Here is a 16954-nt window from a genome sequence, read left to right on the forward strand (position 1 = left end):
TTAGAACAATATTTTCTAGAGAATGCTAAAAACTGATTTTTAAGCACTAACGAAGTTGGCGCAAAAGAAGCGCAAAGTAGGCAAGACTGAATGGAGTATGAACAGGCGTCTATTATTGGCACAAGCGGGAAGACAGCAGATACAAAAAAGCCTCGATTTATCGAGGCTTTTAAATCATCTTCTGATTACGTTAATCAGACCAGAACCGCTTAAGCGAAGTTGCTCGCTGCGAAATCCCAGTTTGCTAGTGCCCAAAAACCTTCAAGGTACTTAGGACGAGCATTACGATAATCGATGTAGTAAGCATGTTCCCACAAATCTACTGTTAGTAGAGGGGTAACACTTGCATCCGTTAACGGGGTACCTGCGTTGCTAGTGTTAACGATGTCTAGGCTGCCATCAGCAGTTTTTACAAGCCAAGTCCAGCTTGAACCAAAGTTGTTAACTGCTTTGTCGTTTAATGCGGCTTTGAAGTCTGCGAAAGAACCCCATTTAGCATTGATTGCATCAGCAAGAGCGCCAGTTGGCTCGCCGCCGCCATTAGGGCTTAGGCTGTTCCAGTAGAACGTGTGGTTCCAGATTTGAGCAGCGTTATTGAAAACTCCGCCTTCTGACGATTTAACGATCTCTTCAAGATCTTTATTCGCCATATCAGTACCTTCAACCAAGCCGTTTAGCTTAGTAACATAAGTCGCGTGATGCTTGCCGTAGTGATATTCCAACGTTTCAGCTGAGATATGTGGTTCTAAAGCATTTTTTTCATACGGAAGAGCTGGTAGTTCGAAAGCCATGATAATTCTCCATTTAAAGTTAACAAAAATCGTGTGTCTAACCTTGTGTAAACGCTAATGTTTTATACACGAATATAAAACGGTTTGTCCAAAGTTATCCTGAAACCCAGTCACCGATCTTAGGGCGCTTAAGGTACATTACAAGGGGTAAGCTTGATAATAATTTGAAACCAATAAAGATCACAAGGCAGCATTGGTATATTGCCTTGAAAACGGTAAACTTGACCGCATTACTAGCGTTAATAAAATTTTGAGTGAGAATATTTATGGAAACAGTTGAAAAAATTCAGCAACAAATCAGTGAAAACCCCATTCTTCTTTATATGAAAGGGTCACCTAAATTGCCTAACTGTGGCTTTTCAGCTCAGGCATCACAGGCATTGATGTCTTGTGGCGAAGAGTTTGCTTACGTTGATATTCTGCAAAACCCTGACATTCGTTCAGAATTGCCAAAATACGCTGACTGGCCTACTTTTCCACAGTTGTGGATCGACGGTGAGCTTATTGGTGGTTGTGACATCATCATGGAAATGGTTCAGCAGGGCGAATTGCAAACAATCGTTAAAGAAAGCGCTGAAAAACGCGCTGATAAGTAACAAAGCCTGTTGCTCTAAACGACGTCGATTGGCTGCGTTTAGAACAGTTAGTCATCCATAAAAAAAGAGTCCTGTAGGACTCTTTTTTTATTTGTGTCCTGTTCCCTGCGTCGTAATACTAATGAACGCTAAAAAGGCACTGATTTTTTGGTGTTCCTGGCGAGTGTTGACTCCGCTAGGTTGGGTTAACACACTTCTTTAAATAGAGATTCATCAATAATCGTGTTGTCAACGATGCTTTGCGCCATACGCACACATTTGCCGCACTGATCACCCACGCCAAGCGCTTCACGTAACTGGCGCATATTGCCCACACCGTCTTCGCGAACGGCCTGTTTAATAGCTTTGTCGGTAATGCCGTGACACAAACAAACGTACATAATTAACCTTACTGAATATTGATGTAAATGATAATAATTGTTGTTTGCAGTACTTTCAAGTATTTCTTTTGTCAATTTGTACATTAAATAGTCTAGATTGATTTCTACTTGATAGTGTGAGGTGAAGAGGCCGTAAAATCTGACTCGCCACTTGGTTTTTGCCAAACCATACCTACATTATTGGTTCGTAAAAGAGTGTGATAACCCGTTAATAGTCGTTACACTATGCGCCAGCATATTTTAAACCCAAAGAATGGAGATCAAAAATGAGTGTACTAGTTAGTCGCCCAGCCCCAGATTTTACCGCCGCAGCCGTATTAGGAAATGGCGATATCGTTGAAAACTTCACCCTAAGCGAAGCAATCAAAGGTCAAAAAGCAGTATTGTTTTTCTACCCTCTTGATTTCACTTTTGTTTGCCCATCTGAATTGATCGCTTTTGATAAGCGTTACGATGAGTTCAAAAAACGTGGCGTAGAAGTGATTGGTGTGTCTATTGATTCTCAGTTTACCCATAACGCATGGCGTAACACTGCTATCAATGACGGCGGTATCGGTAAAGTGAAATACGCTATGGTTGCTGATGTTAAGCACGAAATTTGTCAAGCATACGATGTTGAGCATCCAGAAGCTGGCGTTGCTTTTCGTGGTTCATTCTTGATCGACGAAGAAGGCGTTGTGCGTCACCAAGTGGTCAACGATCTTCCTTTAGGTCGTAACATTGACGACATGCTTCGCATGGTTGATGCGCTTAACTTCCATGAAGAACATGGTGAAGTATGCCCAGCCGGTTGGCAAGCTGGTGAAAAAGGTATGGTAGACAGCCCTGAAGGTGTTGCTAGCTATCTTTCAGAGAACGCTGATTCGCTTTAATTCAACGCTGATCCGCTTTAATACTCTGTAGCGTGATGCGTTATAGATGAAGTGATAAAAAAGCCGCTGTGATCTTATGTGAACAGCGGCTTTTTTGTGTCTGCGAAATAAGGCTTAGTCATGCTCTGGGGTAGGCCAACCACATGCGCTTTGCCATTTATTAACAATATAACAATAGAGTTCAGCCGTTTTCTGGGTGTCATATAAGGCTGAATGTGCTTCGCTTTGATCGAAACTAATATTGGCCGCTTGGCATGCTTTGACTAATACCGTTTGCCCCAACGCTAAACCTGATAGCGTGGTGGTATCGAATGATACGAATGGGTGAAACGGCGTACGCTTAATTTTACTGCGTTCGATAGCGGCATTGATAAAACCTAAATCGAATGCGGCGTTGTGCGCCACCATTACTGAGCGCTGGCAGTCAGCGTCCTTTTGCTCTTTGCGAATTTGCTTGCACAAGTCTTTCATGACTTCTGTTTCATCTAATGCTCCCCGCAGGGCGCACCAAGGATCTATCCCGTTGAACTCTAACGCCGCTTTTTCTAAGTTAGCCCCTTCAAAGGGAACCACGTGATAATGAAACGTTTTATCTGGGGTTAAAAAGCCATCGGCGTCCATTTGGGTCGTAATTGCAGCGACTTCAAGCAACGCGTCGGTTTGCGCATTAAAGCCCGCTGTTTCAACATCTACGATAACGGGAAAGTAGCCTCTGAATCGGTCTTTTAGGAGAAATTGGGGATCTGACATAGCTACCTATAGCGATAAAAATAAGGCGTGATTATGTCAACTATCTGCACACGTCGCTACCCTATATACTTAATAATCTAGCGAACTATAATCTTTAGTAGACTGGGCAAGCGGTGAATTCAGGGTTAAGCTTTTACCGTGGGAGTCGATAACCAATGCACAGGAGCAGTGATTGCTCATGAAGCGGAATTAATCAAACGAAAAGACTTATGAAATCTATCTTATTTATAGTGTCCCTGACGTTAAGCGGTTCTCTATCAGCTGGGCTACGGCAATACGCGGCAAAAATTGAGACATCTGACTGGCAGTTAAGCCAGCAAAGTCGTTTGCAGTGTACCTTGGCACATAAAATACCAGGCTATGGTGAGGCAATGTTTACTAGCATGGCGTCTAAGCAACTGAATATGGAGTTTGAGCTTGATATGCTGCGTTTGCCTAAAACGTTTGGTATGGCGTCTGTCTATTCTGTTCCTCCTCGGTGGATGCCGGGGCAAATGCACCACGCCATTGCAGATATGACCATACGTAAGCAATACAATGGCGATCTGCCAGAGCAAGTTGCGTGGACTATGCTCTCGGAACTAGAAAAGGGTTTCTGGCCGACCATATATTATCAAGACTGGTACAATCAAAATGACAGGATTTCAGTTGGCTTAAATGCCAGCAATTTTGCTGCCCCTTATGAAAATTTCGCACAATGTGTATCGAACCTACTGCCCTATAGTTTTGATGATATTGCCTACACCATTCTCGCCTACCAGAAAAACAGCACCGAATTGACCAAGTACTCCCAGCGCCGTTTGAATATGATTGGTCAATACCTCAAAGAAGATAGCGATATGGAATTAGTTTTGCTCGACGGTTACAGCGATAGCTACGGCGGTCGAGACATGAACAAAACCTTGTCGGTGAGTCGTGCGGTAGAGATAAAAAATTACTTTAGCGACATGGGCGTAGCACCTCAGCGAATCGAAGTGACAGGCCATGGCGAACGACGACACATTGCCCCGAATACCAATGAAATGTCCCGTGCAAAAAACCGACGTGTGGTGATCCGCATGGCGAAACCTTAGCGGGATCGCTTTCTGCCAAACAACGTCAGGATGTGACAGAGCCATCAAAAAAGCCGATTAATACAATTAATCGGCTTTTTGCTATTGGCTAAGTGATGGCGTCGCTGCGCGCCAATGCGCTAACCAATATATCCTTAGCGGGGTTGTTGGTCTAAATACGTCACGACTGTGTCGGTAAAATCAGTAAACAAGCCGTCCACTTTTAGCTGTTTAAACAATAAGTCCAGCGTTTGTTTATTGGTTACGCCTTTTGGCAGCGCGTCTTGCCTAAACGTATATGGGTGCACGTCAAGCCCTGCATCATGTGCGCGTTTGACCAATCCCGTGGGTTGTAGGGTCTGCATATCAACCAACTGAGGGATCCATGGGCCTATACCTTGAGCGATTGTGGCTAACTCTTCGAGTTTTTCAGACGTGCGCAGAGCATCATAATCAGTGGGGGATTCCCCCCAATCATTTTCACCTAGCAACTGAATCAATTTTACTTTTGCGCCCAATTCATGGCGCAAACGTTTCAGCTCAGCATAATCGAAACACTGCACATAAATGGCTTTACTAGCATCATCAAGGCTATGTTTGCGCAGGGTTTTCATAACAATTTTGCTGATATCCACGCCTTGTTCCCGGTGCCAAGCAGGGGATTTTATCTCAGGGTAAAAACCAATGTTCTTGCCAAATTGCCGGTTAAGTTGATTAATCAGCTCAATCTGTTCTTCAAAGGTCGCAATGGTAAATTCAGCGTTGCCTTGATAGCGGTTTTTGAAAATCTGTTTGCCATCTGTTGTGCTGCGCTCATGCACTTTTAAAGACTTTAATTCTGTTAAGGTAAAATCAAGGGCATAGAAACGCCCGTCATCACGTTTTCGCTGTGGGTATTTATCAGCAACGTTTGTCACTGTATCTAAGTGAATATCATGCAGTACGACTGGCACGCCATCTTTGCTTATCACTACGTCTTGCTCAATAAAGTCTGCCCCAAGGGCGAAGGCGAGAGTAGTGGACTCCATGGTGTGTTCTGGTAGATACCCCGAAGCACCACGATGAGCAATGACCAATGGTTCAGCCCAAGCGGCTTGGCTCGCCAGCAGCGCAAGCAATGACAACGACAAAATTGTTTTCTTCATATTGACTCCAATGTCTCAGTTTCCTTTCGCGGATAATTATGTTGTTTGAATAAGCTCAATGGCGTAACCGTCCGGGTCGCGCACAAATGCAATTACTGTGCTGCCGCCTTTTACTGGGCCAGCGTCTCGATATACATCGGCTCCTTGGGCTTTTAATTGCTCACACACCTGGTATATATCATTCACCCCAAGGGCGATGTGCCCATATGCGGTGCCTATATCATAGCTATCTTCATCCCAGTTATGGGTTAATTCCAATACGGTGTTGTTGTCTTCGTCGCCATAACCGATAAACGCTAACGTATAGCGGTAATCTTTGTTCTCACTGCTGCGTAGCAGTTTCATGCCAAGCAGTTCAGTGTAAAAAGTGATAGAGCGGTCCAAATTACCGACACGCAACATGGTGTGCAAAAAGCGCATAATGGTCCTTAACAATCCTGAGGTGCGACTAAGTCGTTGATTGTAACTAGTTAACTGTCTCAACAATATGACAAAGCGTAACAAAAAATGGATAGTCAGATATTAACTGCTTAGTTTCAATCCAATGACGCCAACCGTAATGGTGATTAAACTAACCACTCGCCAAAAATTAAGCGGCTCGTTGAGCATAACAATACCAACAATCGCCGTGCCTATGAGGCCGATAACAACCCAAACGGCATACGCGGTTCCCGCTGGGAGTGATTTCATGGCTATGCTTAATAAACCAAAACTGATGGCCATGGCAACAAGAGTGAATATAGAAGGCCACAGCTTGCTGAAACCGTCACTGTATTTTAGGCCAATTGCCCACACAACTTCGAATAACCCTGCGATGATCAAAATAATCCAGTTCATTTTTATACCTACCCATTTTGAGCTGGGTCGTCCCAGAGAAAAGCGCGAGGGATGAGGTCGTCCTCATTTCGTTGATATCACAACCTTGAGCTAACACAAGCCGCTCTATGCACGCACAGCGCACAGGTGGTGAAAATTTGATTGTCGAAAAGACGATAAGATTTTAACACAGTGGGTGACTTAATAAATAGTCGCTAAATCACAGATGCAAAACGTGGCGCATTAAACATCCTATTTCTGGGTAACACCTTGTGTAAAAAGCGCGCGTCAATGCAGAGGAAAAGCCCGCTTTAATCATTTAGTGACGGGGCGAAGAAAAGAAACACGAATAGTGGTAGTACTTTTGCCGTTCACTATTCGTGTTTCTTGTATCTCAATATCTAACGACGATATTCAGAAGCGGTTAAGCGCAATAGCATGGTTTAACCACAGCTACCTAGCAATACCCATGATGAATCGCTACCTGGTAAACTATTAGTGTACCAATTTGCTTCATAAGCATTGCCTTGGTATTGCATCTGGTCACCTGTGTCGTTGTGGTTATTCGTGCCACCGGGATAATCTGCTTGCACCCAATTAGGGTAGCTATTTATTGCACTGCAATCGATGCCACTGCCTGTTGTTTGCGGGCAACCAGTAGCATCTACATTTGTGCCTTGTGGTGTGTTGGGGCACTGGTCTGTGATATCACTTACACCGTCAGCATCGGAATCGGCTATCGCACAGCCAATAATATCGACTGTTGTACCTGTGGGGGTGTTATCACATTGATCATCACTGTCACTTACTCCATCACCATCACTGTCTAAATTTACGACACTCGAGTTCCACCCTTTAATAATCGACTTCACCTTTGTGCCTGAGGCAGTCAATGAATTCCAGCTTCCGCCGGGCGTAAAAGTGGAAGCACCTTCGTCTTTATCGTTCAGCGCCCAATTAGCGTGGCTAATATTATTTGCTTTGAAAAAAGCCATCCATGCATCGGTTTCATTTGCATTTACGCCGCCATTGCCATCAGCATTGACAGTTCCCCACTCTGTGGCGAAGAGTGCGATGCCGTTATTTAAAGCCGTTTGTGCCTTATTGCGCAATGACGCACCGTGCGTGCCAGCGTAAAAGTGAAGGGTATAGGCAATATTCGCCCGATCAATGGGATCTTGTGAGGCCACATCAACATCTTGAGACCAGGTCGGCGTGCCAACCACAATCAGGCTATTTGGATCAATCGCACGTATTTTATCGATTAGCGTTTCTGCATAAGGCTTAATGTCATTGGCCCATGAAATCTGCAATGGCTCATTATAGATTTCATAAATAACGTTGTCGTAGGTACCATATTTATTGGCGACTTCTTCGAAAAACCTCACTGCAGTGGCCTGGTCTGTATGAGCCTCGTGACTATGAAAGTCGATAATGACATACATATCTTGCTCAATAGCGGCGTTTACGACCGTGTCCAAGCGACTCATATTACCGTCCCAGTCAAAATTTAAGCTACCGGCCGTATTTACACCATGGCCTATTGCGGCACGTATTATGTTCGCACCAAACTCTGATTTTGCATTCGCAACGGCTTGCGCAGTATAGAATTTCTCGCCACCCCAACCGGTATTACTCCAAAATAGACTGTTACCTGCAAAGCTCACGGGGGCGCCATCTGTCACAATTTGATTCCCACTGACATTAAGAGGAGGTACAGCGGCCTCACTCATAATTGCTACTCCTAACATGATAGCCAGAGGCAAGCTTGTGCGTTTTAAACGGTCTTTGGTGGATGTACGTAACACGTGTTTCATTAAAATTCCTTGAAATAAATTATTGATCTAGTTGTATTAATCGCCCTTACGCAGAATGTGAATACTGAAGTTCTGTTTCTTTCAACACATTTTGCACATCGATACATCAAGCGGTACAAGGGAAAATACCGCCAAACAAAAGGTAAAATAATTACCCTTTCAGGGTAAGGTTAGCGAAATTCGTTCCAAGTTGCTTAATTATTTTAAGTAATTGTTTTTACTCGAGTAATATTCACTTTATGGAAGTTGGAGTTTAGTTCTGTCGTTGATTAGAGACGAACATTAACTAGATTTGATATTAGCGGCATAATATTTTCGTCAATTATTGAGAGACTAAAGTGGGAGTGAAAGACTAACCTTGCGCAAACTTGAAACGCGCAATTGAGTAAGAGCAAGACGATGCTTCACATGTTCTTTATTTTTATAAAGAGTCATATTCATCGGCTGGGGTTAAGTGGCTGGTAAAGTATTATCGTCAATAAACGCTAAGCTTTGCTCACAGGCAAGATTGTTAGTTGCCGTTGCAGTGATTACTAGCCGCTGAAAGCGCTAACTGACTTTTCGACACCCAATAAACATGCGCAAGCGCTACGACCTGCGATGACTATTTTTAGATGTGATGTTCAGAAACGAATAACGAGACGAACAAGTCAGAAATTAGATCAAATAGAGTCAGTAGCTCAAGTGAGTTGCTAAGGCAAAAGGCAGGGGGGAAAACAAAGGAGCAATGCGAAACGCGGTCAAAGCATCGCTCCATGGTTACCGATAAAAGGCATATAGCAACTATTACAACAACTATGACAACAACTATGACAGCCACTATCAGCCCTGTTACTTGTGATTATTCAGGGCTAATACTGACCAGCTGTTTACCGAAGTTTTTGCCTTTGAGCATCCCTTGGAATGCAGGTATCGATTGCTCAATGCCCTCAGCAATAGACTCTCGATACACCAATTTGCCATCTTTGACCCACTGCGCCAATTTTTGGGTGATTGGTTGGTGTTGATCTTGCCATTCAGTTTGCACAAAAAAGCGAGCGGTGGGTGGGTTAGGGGATGTTGCCAAAATATCTTGCGGCGTTTGTACCTTGCTTAGATCAGTATCGTTATAATTTGAGACATAGCCACAAATGGGCACTCTAGCGCCTGGGTTGAGTAACTTAGCCACCGCGCGAGTGACATCACCGCCTACGTTCTCAAAATAGATATCGATACCATCGGGGCAGGCTTGTTGTAAGTCTTTTTCAAGATCACCTGCTTTGTAATCTACGCAGGCATCAAAGCCAAGCTCATCAACTACGAACTGACATTTTTCGCTGCCACCTGCGATACCAATGACTTTACAGCCGTACATCTTGCCTAACTGGCCTACAATGCCGCCAACAGCGCCTGAGGCAGCAGACACCACTAAGGTGTCGCCGGGTTGCGGTTTACCGATTTCGGTTAACCCGAAATACGCCGTGCGACCAGTCATACCCGCCGCACCAAGGTAAGATTGCAAAGGAATATTCAGATCTTGAATTTTGTACATCATGGGCGCGTCATCCGGTTTGACGAAGTACTCCTGCCATCCGCCATAAGCGGTGATATGATCGCCCACAGCGTACTTAGTTGAGCGCGACTCCATTACCTCACCGACCACTTCACCTGTCATTGTGCCGCCAATAGGGGTAGGCGCTGCATATGATTTCATGTCATTCATGCGCGGGCGCATGTAGGGGTCCAAGGATAACCAGACAGTGCGAACCAGTATCTCACCTTGTGCAAGTGGGGCTAGAGGTTGCTCTTCAATTCTAAAATCATCATTTTGTGGCTCGCCATCAGGTCTTTTCGCTAATACAACCGCGCGGTTTACATATTGAGACATAGTGAACTCCTACATACTGTGGTAAATGTATCCTTGGTTGATGTAACGTTGATTCATTGGATTAAACTTCAATTAAATAACGATCCATAAAGCAAAAGCTAGCCAACCAAGTGTGAATAAGGTAACGGTTAGTTGAACATATTTGTGGTCTTTCTTAAGCACAATAGCCATTGTAAAAAATGATGAGGCGCTATTAACTGTCTCTATGAAAGCGTGGAATGGGAGACCAAATACACAATACAACCGTTGATAAGTAAGAACGGCAGTAGGCGAGAAATGCACAAGTCTATACTGCAAAGAAGGATGCTAATCACGTTTCAGATAAAAAAGCCAGCAGAGAATGCTGGCTTCTCGACGCCCATGTATTCAAATATGAGGCGTTATTGCTTGGCCTTAAAGTAGCTTAACCCGCATTAGCCACTTGACCACCGTCTAACACAACCGTGTGACCACATACGTAATTACTCGCCCTTGAGCAAAGGTAAATTGCCGTACCAGCCACATCAGCCAACTCGCCCACTTTGCGCGCAGGAAGGCTATCTGCAATCTCTTGCTCATGCCCCTGTAATTGTTTTGTCATCTTGCTTGGGAAAAACCCGGGCGCAATCCCATTAATATTGACGTTAGTTGGGCGAATATCGGCCGCCATATGGCGCGTCAATTGAATAACCGCTGCCTTACTCGCAGAATACGAATAATTGTTCATGTGAGGGTGAGTGAGCCCGTTAACAGAGGCAATGTTGACTATCCGTGAAGGCTCGTTCGCGTCGCCCGCTAAACGAAGCGAGGGCAGTAAGCGTTGGCTCAAAAAGAAAATAGACTTCACGTTTAAATCCATGACTTTATCCCAACCTGATTCAGGGAAGTCTTCTACCGGCGCTCCCCAGGCGGCACCTGCATTGTTGATGAGGATGTCTATTTTTGATTCGCGTTTAAGCATTTCCTCGGCGAATGCCTCAACTCCTGCCATGGTCGATAAGTCAGACTGAATGGCAATACATTCACCTAAGGAGGATAGTTCAGAAGCGGTCTGTTCAAGCTGTTCAAGTTTGCGCGAAGTGATATAGGTTTTCACGCCGTTTTCCACGAATCCACGGGCGATCATAGCGCCTATTCCACTAGAGCCACCTGTTACGACCGCAATCTTGCCAGCCACTGAAAAAAAATTATTCATCTACGTTCCTTATCTTAGTAAAGCGCCAAGCATCAGGCGCTTCGTTATTTTTGTTATTCTGTACTTGGTCTGGCGGTAACCAATCCCAAGGGCGATCCATAAAAAGGTTATTCTTGCTGCTTACATCCATGCAACTCATCTAATGATAAAAGCGGAGTTCGCAGCTAATCTTTTGCCTGATTCTCGGCACGCCACTTTTCTCGAAAGAAGCCAAATAGTGAATAAGCAACGAGCGCCAAGCAAATTGCGGCAACTGCACCAGCAGGGTAGGCCATTAACGCCATTCCTGTATCCCAGCCGTAGATAGCCATAACAAGGCATATCACACCCAAAGAAAACTCGATGAGTAAACTTTCCCAAGGTAGTTTTTGGTCGGAATTGACTGGCCTAGCAAAAAAATTCACTTTATAGGGCATTTTTCTTCATCCTTAACGTCACATTGGTTGCTATTTTTTTGAGCGCATCACTTATAAAAAAACACTTAAAAGAACGCACCTAAAACACAGCGCGTAAACCGTTGCACTTTAATACAACCCATCCTGAGTCAGTTATTGATAACACAAAAAACGCAACATGGTGTCTTTGAGATTATTGTCATTATTTATAATTGCTTATTACTCAGTGAATCAAGTATTTTCAGTTAAGTGGTTAGACCAGTTGTTTTTTTCTGTTATAGTCATCTCAAGCCTATAAGAAAAAAAATTTTGGAGTTCTACTATGTTGCAGTACAAAGCGCCCGTAATGGACATGAAGTTTCTGGTTGAAGACGTGTTCAAATATTATCAACATTATGAAAAATACCCGGAGTTCGCTGAAGCAACCCCTGATTTAGTGGATGCAATCCTGCAAGAATGCGCAAAATTCTGTGAAAACGAATTACTGCCGCTAAACCAAAGCGGTGATAAAGAGGGCTGTAAATTCGATAATGGTGTGGTGACCACGCCAACTGGCTTTAAAGCGGCCTACAACAAATACGTTGAAGGGGGATGGCAGAGTTTATCTCACCCGGTTGAGCATGGTGGACAAGGCTTACCTCCTTCGCTGGGCATGGCAAAACAAGAAATGATGGGCACGGCTAACTGGTCTTGGGCCATGTACCCGGGCCTGAGCCACGGAGCCATGAATACGATCCAAAGCCACGGCACACAAGAACAAAAAGAGCTTTACCTTACTCGCCTAACCGAAGGTACATGGACTGGCACTATGTGCTTGACTGAGCCCCAATGTGGCACAGATTTGGGCCAAGTTAAAACCAAAGCCATACCAAATGATGACGGAACCTATGACATCGTGGGCACCAAGATATTTATTTCTGCAGGTGAGCACGACCTAACTGAAAACATCATTCATATTGTGTTAGCTAGGTTGCCCGGTGCACCTGAAGGCACGCGCGGCATATCGCTGTTTATTGTGCCAAAAGTACAAGTTGATCAACAAGGCAACTTAGGCGAAGGCAACAAGGTCACGTGCGGTGCCATTGAAGACAAAATGGGCATCAAAGCATCGTCTACCGCCGTACTGAATTTTGATAATGCAAAAGGTGTGTTAATCGGGCCAGAAAATAAAGGCTTAGAATGCATGTTTACCTTTATGAATACGGCTCGCGTAGGCACCGCGCTGCAAGGTGTTTGCGCGTCTGAATTGGCTTACCAAAATTCCTTATTGTATGCCAAAGACCGTTTATCTATGCGAGCGCTAACCGGTAAAAAATGCCCAGATAAAGTCGCCGATCCCATCATAGTGCACCCTGATGTGCGCAAAATGTTGATGACCCAAAAAGCCATCTCTGAAGGTGGTCGCGCGATGATCTATTACACCGCCAAAATAGTCGATGAAATAGAAATGGCTAAGACTGACGCTGAGCGAGAAAAAGCGGATGACAGGTTAGGCTTTATCACTCCTATTCTTAAAGCGTTTTTAACGGAAATGGGCTGTGAAAGTACTAGCCAAGGCATGCAAATATTTGGCGGCCATGGCTATATTAAAGAGTGGGGCATGGAGCAAATCGTCCGTGATGTGCGTATCTCCACTTTGTATGAAGGCACTACCGGCATTCAAGCCCTCGATTTATTAGGCCGTAAAATACTGCTTACCCGTGGCAAGTCATTAAATGCGTTCAGTAAAGAAGTGCTGCTTTTCTGTAAAGACAAAAGCATGATTTCTAAAAACCCTCACAAGCGCCAAATGAACAAATTTATTTGGGCACTAAGCAAGAATGTGGCGAACTGGCAGCAATACACCATGCGCTTAGCGTTAAAAGCGAAAAAAGATCGCGATATTGTTGGCTCAGCCTCAGTGGATTACCTCATGTACTCAGGGTATATCATGATGGCATATTTCTGGGCGCAGATGGCCCAAACCGCTTATGAAAAGCTCGCGACCGACGTGGAAAATCGAGATTTTTACCGGGCCAAAATTAAAACCGCTGAATTTTATTTTGAGCGTTTACTGCCCAGAACAAAATCACTGGCCAAAACCATGATGGCAGATCCAAAAACGCTCATGCAACTTGATCAAGATTTGCTGTCTTTCTTGTAATAGTTCATGAAAATCAGCGTTAGCGTGTATGTGATTAAGGTGTATCAAGTGTCATGAGTGCTGCAGAATAAAGGAATGCAAAAATAGCAGTAAAGAAAGGGCTAAGGCACTGAGTTATTGGAATCAATTTGACTCAGTGCCTTGGTGTTTATGCTTTCGTTTCATAAACCTAAAGTTAGGCTGCTATCAGTAAGGGGTTCTCCGTAAAGAACAGTCAGTAAAGAACAGTCAGTATCGAACTGTCAGCAAAGAAGCATGAACGCACATAGACGTCATTAGTACCACGACTGCGAAGATGTAGGTCCGCCGTTAGTCACTAAATGAATCGAAACATTTACTTGATACAAAGCTCCAGAAGCATTTCCAGAGCCAACAAACGTAATACTGAATGATTCGTTAGGGCCCGGCAATCTAAGTCCACCCAAACCAATAGTAGGCTCAGCAACCAAAGCTTCGCGCAATCGACTTCCAAATGTGGGAAATACTCTTGCTGATGTACTTACTTTATCGTCGTCATCTGGGTCAAATATAAACCAGCCACTATCGGTTAAATTCGCACTATTTCCCGCTGACCAAAGATCCGTTGCTGAAGGTACATTTCCAGCAGAAAAAATTTGCTGAGCACTAGATTCAACAGCACTGTAGAAGCGCTCATTATCTTGCTCACGATTTTCATCACTTGAGCTGTCTTGCTCGACTGCGCGTGCAACAAAGCCGAGAAAGGGGTTTCTGATGGTAGGCACATTCGCGGGTACAACGAACATGCCTTGCGTCCGGATCCGTCGACCGTCATCATCAGTTGAGTCTGGCGACAAAATTAGCCCTCTACGAAATCTAGAGGGAAAGAGATTACCAGTGGTATAAGGGTCTAATCGAACGTCCCGGCCAAAAGCAGAAACCATTGCAAATTGCAGCGATACTTCGTCTTCACCGAGTTCGCTGAACCCCTCTACTATCAAATCCCATGTTACCTGTACTTTAGCCATTATTTTCTCCTTGTCCTTTTGAAAAAAATGAATAGTTGCCGGCTTAATGAATATCCATCAAGGCTGACAAATTGGAGTATCTACTAGTCCAATATGAGCACACAGTCCCAGCCTTCATCCACCAGATCGTCAAAGGCGTCTTGTAACGATCCTTTCTTTTTGATGGCAATGTGACTAGGCCCTTTTTCGCAATCGAGCTCATCATGCTGAACGGGCTCTAATGACGTCAGTTGCAATATTTTGGCGATTTCAATGGCAGACGTTCTGTCATTGGCCGCAATAACAATATCGTCTGAGTGAATTAAGTAGGGTAATGAAACCGCTTTATCCGTACACCCGTTTAAGGTTACTAAAGATATTGTTGCTAGCAGCGCTACAGACAGTATTTTCATATATTTCCCCAATTAGTCGTAAGGTTAATCCGCTCAAGTGTTCTGCTGAGCCATGCAAGAATGAGTATAGTCAATTACGTTAGAGGCGAAGCGAGGTCAAAGCGATCACTGTGTATCTGATCGAGGGAGATAGTCAATATTATGAGTCGTCATCAGCATTAAAATAGTCAGCAAAAACAAGCCCAATAGAAGCAAAGCGACTATTGTAGATTGCAATTAATCTTGCCTAGCAAGTGGTTAAATTTAGGTACTGATAAAGCTAAAATTAGGTATGTTTATGTGAGGTAGCTAATATCAGCAGCCAGGGTAAGTAGATAGAAGGTGGCAAATGGAACTTACAAAATCATGGGACGTCTGGGAACTTACTTCTTGCTATGTTGCTGTAGATACCGGCGGACTTATACCTAGCCCAAGCATCATTATGTAGGGAATGGTTTGCATCAAAGTATTCTTGGGGCATGTTGCGCTGATAACCATGGGCATTCAGCGCTTGGTCTTCTGCTTCAGTGATATTTTTGGAGCGATAAAATTGCTGTAAACCCTCCTTTGCAAGCGGCTCACTGAACTTTCTGATGAGGTGATTGAGCACCACTTTGCAATCGTTAACGGTACCAAATTTGTCTTTACGATAGGTCATTAGAGACGAAACGATCTGATGAGAAATCCCGTCTGTTGATAAAGCCACCACATCCTCCTGAACCGCCAGATATATCACTATCGCGTAAAAGCCAGCGATTATACCTGCCTATCAGGTGAGGTGGTTAAGCCATTTTTTGTCTGTCACCATAGTGATTAGTGATTTGTTATAAATTCTGTGACTCAGACTCCGTTGGCTGCACTAGTTGTTCATTTTTCTCACTGTATTTTTCTTTAATAAATTTAATGTTCGCATTGAGCTCCATGATTTCTAATTGTGAATCCCGGGCCACGTCACGTATTTCTTTGACTCGCCTCGTAATTACAAAAATAAATATGGGAACCAAGAGCCACAATATGATGAATGCTACATACACCATGATCCCTACGAGCCCGAAACTACCTAAAATACCTTCCATATAAAAAACCTCCTATAAAATTAAACCGTTAGATGATCAATGGTGCTTTTAACTAACTTGCAAAGTAACAACTTTAACTTACATATCAGATTGTTACATATCGAGGAATTAACTGTAAAGGTGAGTTTTTTTCTCAAACGTAAGGTGTGGCCAGTAAGCGTCGAACAGCTCTTACATTTATGAGAAGAACGCAGATGGGCGGGGAGTAATCACGTATGTACGGCAATGTTTATTGAGTTTGAAATGACCTTCCTACGCGCTAGGTACCGAGCAAATGATAAATGCGATTAAGCGTCACCCATCACCAACGACTGCGAGGCAGGAGGTTTGAAGCCTCCGGTTATCCGATTATAGCTCTGCTATGTGCGTGAGAGTTTCAGGATGACGTTGTACTAATTTCAAAAGAGTAATTGCTTGCCCATTTGGAGCACTGCGTCCTTGCTCCCAGTTCTCCAAAGTACGGGAAGATGTATGAAGCAAGCTAGCAAATACACCGCGAGACATATTCAATTTTTCTCGAATATGTACAATTTCACTAGGTGAAATATCAAGTTCATTTAAGTCATTAACTTGATGTGTTTTAAGGGTAAGCTTCCCCTCTGAATGCTCTTTTGCTTCACCAAGAGCCGAGCTTAATTCTGTAAATAAATCACGATTGCTCATTGCGCCATACCTCCATAAAAGTCTTTAATTGATTCTTTTGATCTGGGGTTAAATCTGACA

The 16954-nt window shown here is 43.8% G+C and carries 20 protein-coding genes; 4 read left to right on the forward strand and 16 right to left on the reverse strand.

Features of this window, described 5'->3' with window-relative positions; all coding sequences use genetic code 11:
- Positions 1-209: 209 nt before the first annotated feature.
- Positions 210-791 (reverse strand): superoxide dismutase [Fe], encoded by a 582-nt coding sequence (gene sodB, locus PATL_RS07155; RefSeq protein WP_011574238.1) that lies wholly within the window; start codon positions 789-791, stop codon positions 210-212.
- Positions 792-1057: 266 nt separating this feature from the next.
- Between sodB and PATL_RS07160 the strand changes: the two genes are divergently transcribed.
- Positions 1058-1387, forward strand: a complete 330-nt coding sequence (locus tag PATL_RS07160) for a Grx4 family monothiol glutaredoxin (RefSeq protein ID WP_011574239.1) — start codon at positions 1058-1060, stop codon at positions 1385-1387.
- A 185-nt stretch (positions 1388-1572) separates the two neighbouring features.
- Here PATL_RS07160 and PATL_RS07165 read toward each other — a convergent pair whose 3' ends face one another.
- The gene (locus tag PATL_RS07165) at positions 1573-1767 is read right to left on the reverse strand and encodes a bacterioferritin-associated ferredoxin (RefSeq protein ID WP_006993419.1); all 195 of its coding nucleotides are present in this window, start codon (positions 1765-1767) and stop codon (positions 1573-1575) included.
- Positions 1768-2033: 266 nt separating this feature from the next.
- Between PATL_RS07165 and PATL_RS07170 the strand changes: the two genes are divergently transcribed.
- Complete coding sequence (locus PATL_RS07170; protein ID WP_006993420.1) at positions 2034-2639, forward strand: peroxiredoxin; 606 nt, start codon at positions 2034-2036, stop codon at positions 2637-2639.
- A gap of 114 nt (positions 2640-2753) precedes the next feature.
- On the opposite strand, the gene rnt is transcribed toward PATL_RS07170, so the two are convergent.
- Positions 2754-3389 (reverse strand): ribonuclease T, encoded by a 636-nt coding sequence (gene rnt, locus PATL_RS07175; protein ID WP_011574240.1) that lies wholly within the window; start codon positions 3387-3389, stop codon positions 2754-2756.
- 209 nt (positions 3390-3598) lie between these two features.
- On the opposite strand from rnt, the gene PATL_RS07180 reads away from it, so the two are divergent.
- Positions 3599-4462, forward strand: coding sequence for a flagellar protein MotY (locus PATL_RS07180; RefSeq protein ID WP_011574241.1), 864 nt, complete (start codon positions 3599-3601; stop codon positions 4460-4462).
- Between the two features lie 134 nt (positions 4463-4596).
- Here the strand turns inward: PATL_RS07180 and glpQ are convergent, their stop codons facing one another.
- The 8 genes from glpQ to PATL_RS07215 all read right to left on the reverse strand — a co-directional run bounded on the left by glpQ (position 4597) and on the right by PATL_RS07215 (position 11676).
- A complete protein-coding gene (gene glpQ / locus PATL_RS07185) occupies positions 4597-5586 on the reverse strand; it encodes a glycerophosphodiester phosphodiesterase (RefSeq protein ID WP_011574242.1) in 990 nt (329 codons plus the stop codon).
- A gap of 36 nt (positions 5587-5622) precedes the next feature.
- A complete protein-coding gene (gloA, locus tag PATL_RS07190) occupies positions 5623-6006 on the reverse strand; it encodes a lactoylglutathione lyase (RefSeq protein ID WP_011574243.1) in 384 nt (127 codons plus the stop codon).
- 102 nt (positions 6007-6108) lie between these two features.
- On the reverse strand, positions 6109-6423 hold the full coding sequence (gene sugE / locus PATL_RS07195) for a quaternary ammonium compound efflux SMR transporter SugE (protein WP_011574244.1): 315 nt from the start codon (positions 6421-6423) through the stop codon (positions 6109-6111).
- 422 nt (positions 6424-6845) lie between these two features.
- Complete coding sequence (locus tag PATL_RS07200) at positions 6846-8219, reverse strand: cellulase family glycosylhydrolase (RefSeq protein WP_011574245.1); 1374 nt, start codon at positions 8217-8219, stop codon at positions 6846-6848.
- Positions 8220-9060: 841 nt separating this feature from the next.
- A complete protein-coding gene (locus PATL_RS07205) occupies positions 9061-10086 on the reverse strand; it encodes an NADP-dependent oxidoreductase (protein ID WP_011574246.1) in 1026 nt (341 codons plus the stop codon).
- Between the two features lie 403 nt (positions 10087-10489).
- Entirely contained in the window at positions 10490-11260 is a 771-nt protein-coding gene (locus tag PATL_RS07210; protein WP_011574247.1) for an SDR family NAD(P)-dependent oxidoreductase, read from the reverse strand.
- Complete coding sequence (locus tag PATL_RS22655) at positions 11253-11390, reverse strand: hypothetical protein (protein WP_157043401.1); 138 nt, start codon at positions 11388-11390, stop codon at positions 11253-11255. The genes PATL_RS07210 and PATL_RS22655 overlap by 8 nt, the downstream gene beginning before the upstream one ends.
- Before the next feature lie 34 nt (positions 11391-11424).
- Entirely contained in the window at positions 11425-11676 is a 252-nt protein-coding gene (locus PATL_RS07215; RefSeq protein ID WP_011574248.1) for a hypothetical protein, read from the reverse strand.
- 301 nt (positions 11677-11977) lie between these two features.
- Between PATL_RS07215 and PATL_RS07220 the strand changes: the two genes are divergently transcribed.
- Complete coding sequence (locus tag PATL_RS07220; protein WP_011574249.1) at positions 11978-13798, forward strand: acyl-CoA dehydrogenase C-terminal domain-containing protein; 1821 nt, start codon at positions 11978-11980, stop codon at positions 13796-13798.
- A gap of 275 nt (positions 13799-14073) precedes the next feature.
- Here the strand turns inward: PATL_RS07220 and PATL_RS07225 are convergent, their stop codons facing one another.
- The 5 genes from PATL_RS07225 to PATL_RS07245 form a co-directional block, all read right to left on the reverse strand.
- On the reverse strand, positions 14074-14784 hold the full coding sequence (locus PATL_RS07225) for a hypothetical protein (protein ID WP_011574250.1): 711 nt from the start codon (positions 14782-14784) through the stop codon (positions 14074-14076).
- 83 nt (positions 14785-14867) lie between these two features.
- The gene (locus PATL_RS07230) at positions 14868-15176 is read right to left on the reverse strand and encodes a hypothetical protein (RefSeq protein ID WP_011574251.1); all 309 of its coding nucleotides are present in this window, start codon (positions 15174-15176) and stop codon (positions 14868-14870) included.
- 343 nt (positions 15177-15519) lie between these two features.
- Positions 15520-15861, reverse strand: coding sequence for a hypothetical protein (locus PATL_RS07235; protein ID WP_041713489.1), 342 nt, complete (start codon positions 15859-15861; stop codon positions 15520-15522).
- A 118-nt stretch (positions 15862-15979) separates the two neighbouring features.
- Positions 15980-16231: a hypothetical protein gene (locus tag PATL_RS07240; RefSeq protein ID WP_011574253.1), complete on the reverse strand. Its 252-nt coding sequence runs from the start codon at positions 16229-16231 to the stop codon at positions 15980-15982.
- Between the two features lie 348 nt (positions 16232-16579).
- Complete coding sequence (locus PATL_RS07245) at positions 16580-16894, reverse strand: helix-turn-helix domain-containing protein (RefSeq protein WP_011574254.1); 315 nt, start codon at positions 16892-16894, stop codon at positions 16580-16582.
- Positions 16895-16954: the final 60 nt, after the last annotated feature.

Source organism: Paraglaciecola sp. T6c, assembly GCF_000014225.1.
Lineage (GTDB): Bacteria > Pseudomonadota > Gammaproteobacteria > Enterobacterales > Alteromonadaceae > Paraglaciecola > Paraglaciecola atlantica_A.

What these genes read in the sequence shown, in the direction of transcription:
- PATL_RS07200 (WP_011574245.1), bottom strand. Translation starts at nt 8,219, where the DNA reads ATGAAACACGTGTTACGTACATCCACCAAAGACCGTTTAAAACGCACA.
- PATL_RS07215 (WP_011574248.1), bottom strand. Translation starts at nt 11,676, where the DNA reads ATGCCCTATAAAGTGAATTTTTTTGCTAGGCCAGTCAATTCCGACCAA.
- sodB (WP_011574238.1), bottom strand. Translation starts at nt 791, where the DNA reads ATGGCTTTCGAACTACCAGCTCTTCCGTATGAAAAAAATGCTTTAGAA.
- PATL_RS07160 (WP_011574239.1), top strand. Translation starts at nt 1,058, where the DNA reads ATGGAAACAGTTGAAAAAATTCAGCAACAAATCAGTGAAAACCCCATT.
- PATL_RS07240 (WP_011574253.1), bottom strand. Translation starts at nt 16,231, where the DNA reads ATGGAAGGTATTTTAGGTAGTTTCGGGCTCGTAGGGATCATGGTGTAT.
- PATL_RS07170 (WP_006993420.1), top strand. Translation starts at nt 2,034, where the DNA reads ATGAGTGTACTAGTTAGTCGCCCAGCCCCAGATTTTACCGCCGCAGCC.
- PATL_RS07220 (WP_011574249.1), top strand. Translation starts at nt 11,978, where the DNA reads ATGTTGCAGTACAAAGCGCCCGTAATGGACATGAAGTTTCTGGTTGAA.
- PATL_RS07210 (WP_011574247.1), bottom strand. Translation starts at nt 11,260, where the DNA reads ATGAATAATTTTTTTTCAGTGGCTGGCAAGATTGCGGTCGTAACAGGT.
- PATL_RS22655 (WP_157043401.1), bottom strand. Translation starts at nt 11,390, where the DNA reads ATGGATGTAAGCAGCAAGAATAACCTTTTTATGGATCGCCCTTGGGAT.
- PATL_RS07230 (WP_011574251.1), bottom strand. Translation starts at nt 15,176, where the DNA reads ATGAAAATACTGTCTGTAGCGCTGCTAGCAACAATATCTTTAGTAACC.
- PATL_RS07205 (WP_011574246.1), bottom strand. Translation starts at nt 10,086, where the DNA reads ATGTCTCAATATGTAAACCGCGCGGTTGTATTAGCGAAAAGACCTGAT.
- PATL_RS07165 (WP_006993419.1), bottom strand. Translation starts at nt 1,767, where the DNA reads ATGTACGTTTGTTTGTGTCACGGCATTACCGACAAAGCTATTAAACAG.
- PATL_RS07180 (WP_011574241.1), top strand. Translation starts at nt 3,599, where the DNA reads ATGAAATCTATCTTATTTATAGTGTCCCTGACGTTAAGCGGTTCTCTA.
- PATL_RS07225 (WP_011574250.1), bottom strand. Translation starts at nt 14,784, where the DNA reads ATGGCTAAAGTACAGGTAACATGGGATTTGATAGTAGAGGGGTTCAGC.
- gloA (WP_011574243.1), bottom strand. Translation starts at nt 6,006, where the DNA reads ATGCGCTTTTTGCACACCATGTTGCGTGTCGGTAATTTGGACCGCTCT.
- sugE (WP_011574244.1), bottom strand. Translation starts at nt 6,423, where the DNA reads ATGAACTGGATTATTTTGATCATCGCAGGGTTATTCGAAGTTGTGTGG.
- glpQ (WP_011574242.1), bottom strand. Translation starts at nt 5,586, where the DNA reads ATGAAGAAAACAATTTTGTCGTTGTCATTGCTTGCGCTGCTGGCGAGC.
- PATL_RS07245 (WP_011574254.1), bottom strand. Translation starts at nt 16,894, where the DNA reads ATGAGCAATCGTGATTTATTTACAGAATTAAGCTCGGCTCTTGGTGAA.
- rnt (WP_011574240.1), bottom strand. Translation starts at nt 3,389, where the DNA reads ATGTCAGATCCCCAATTTCTCCTAAAAGACCGATTCAGAGGCTACTTT.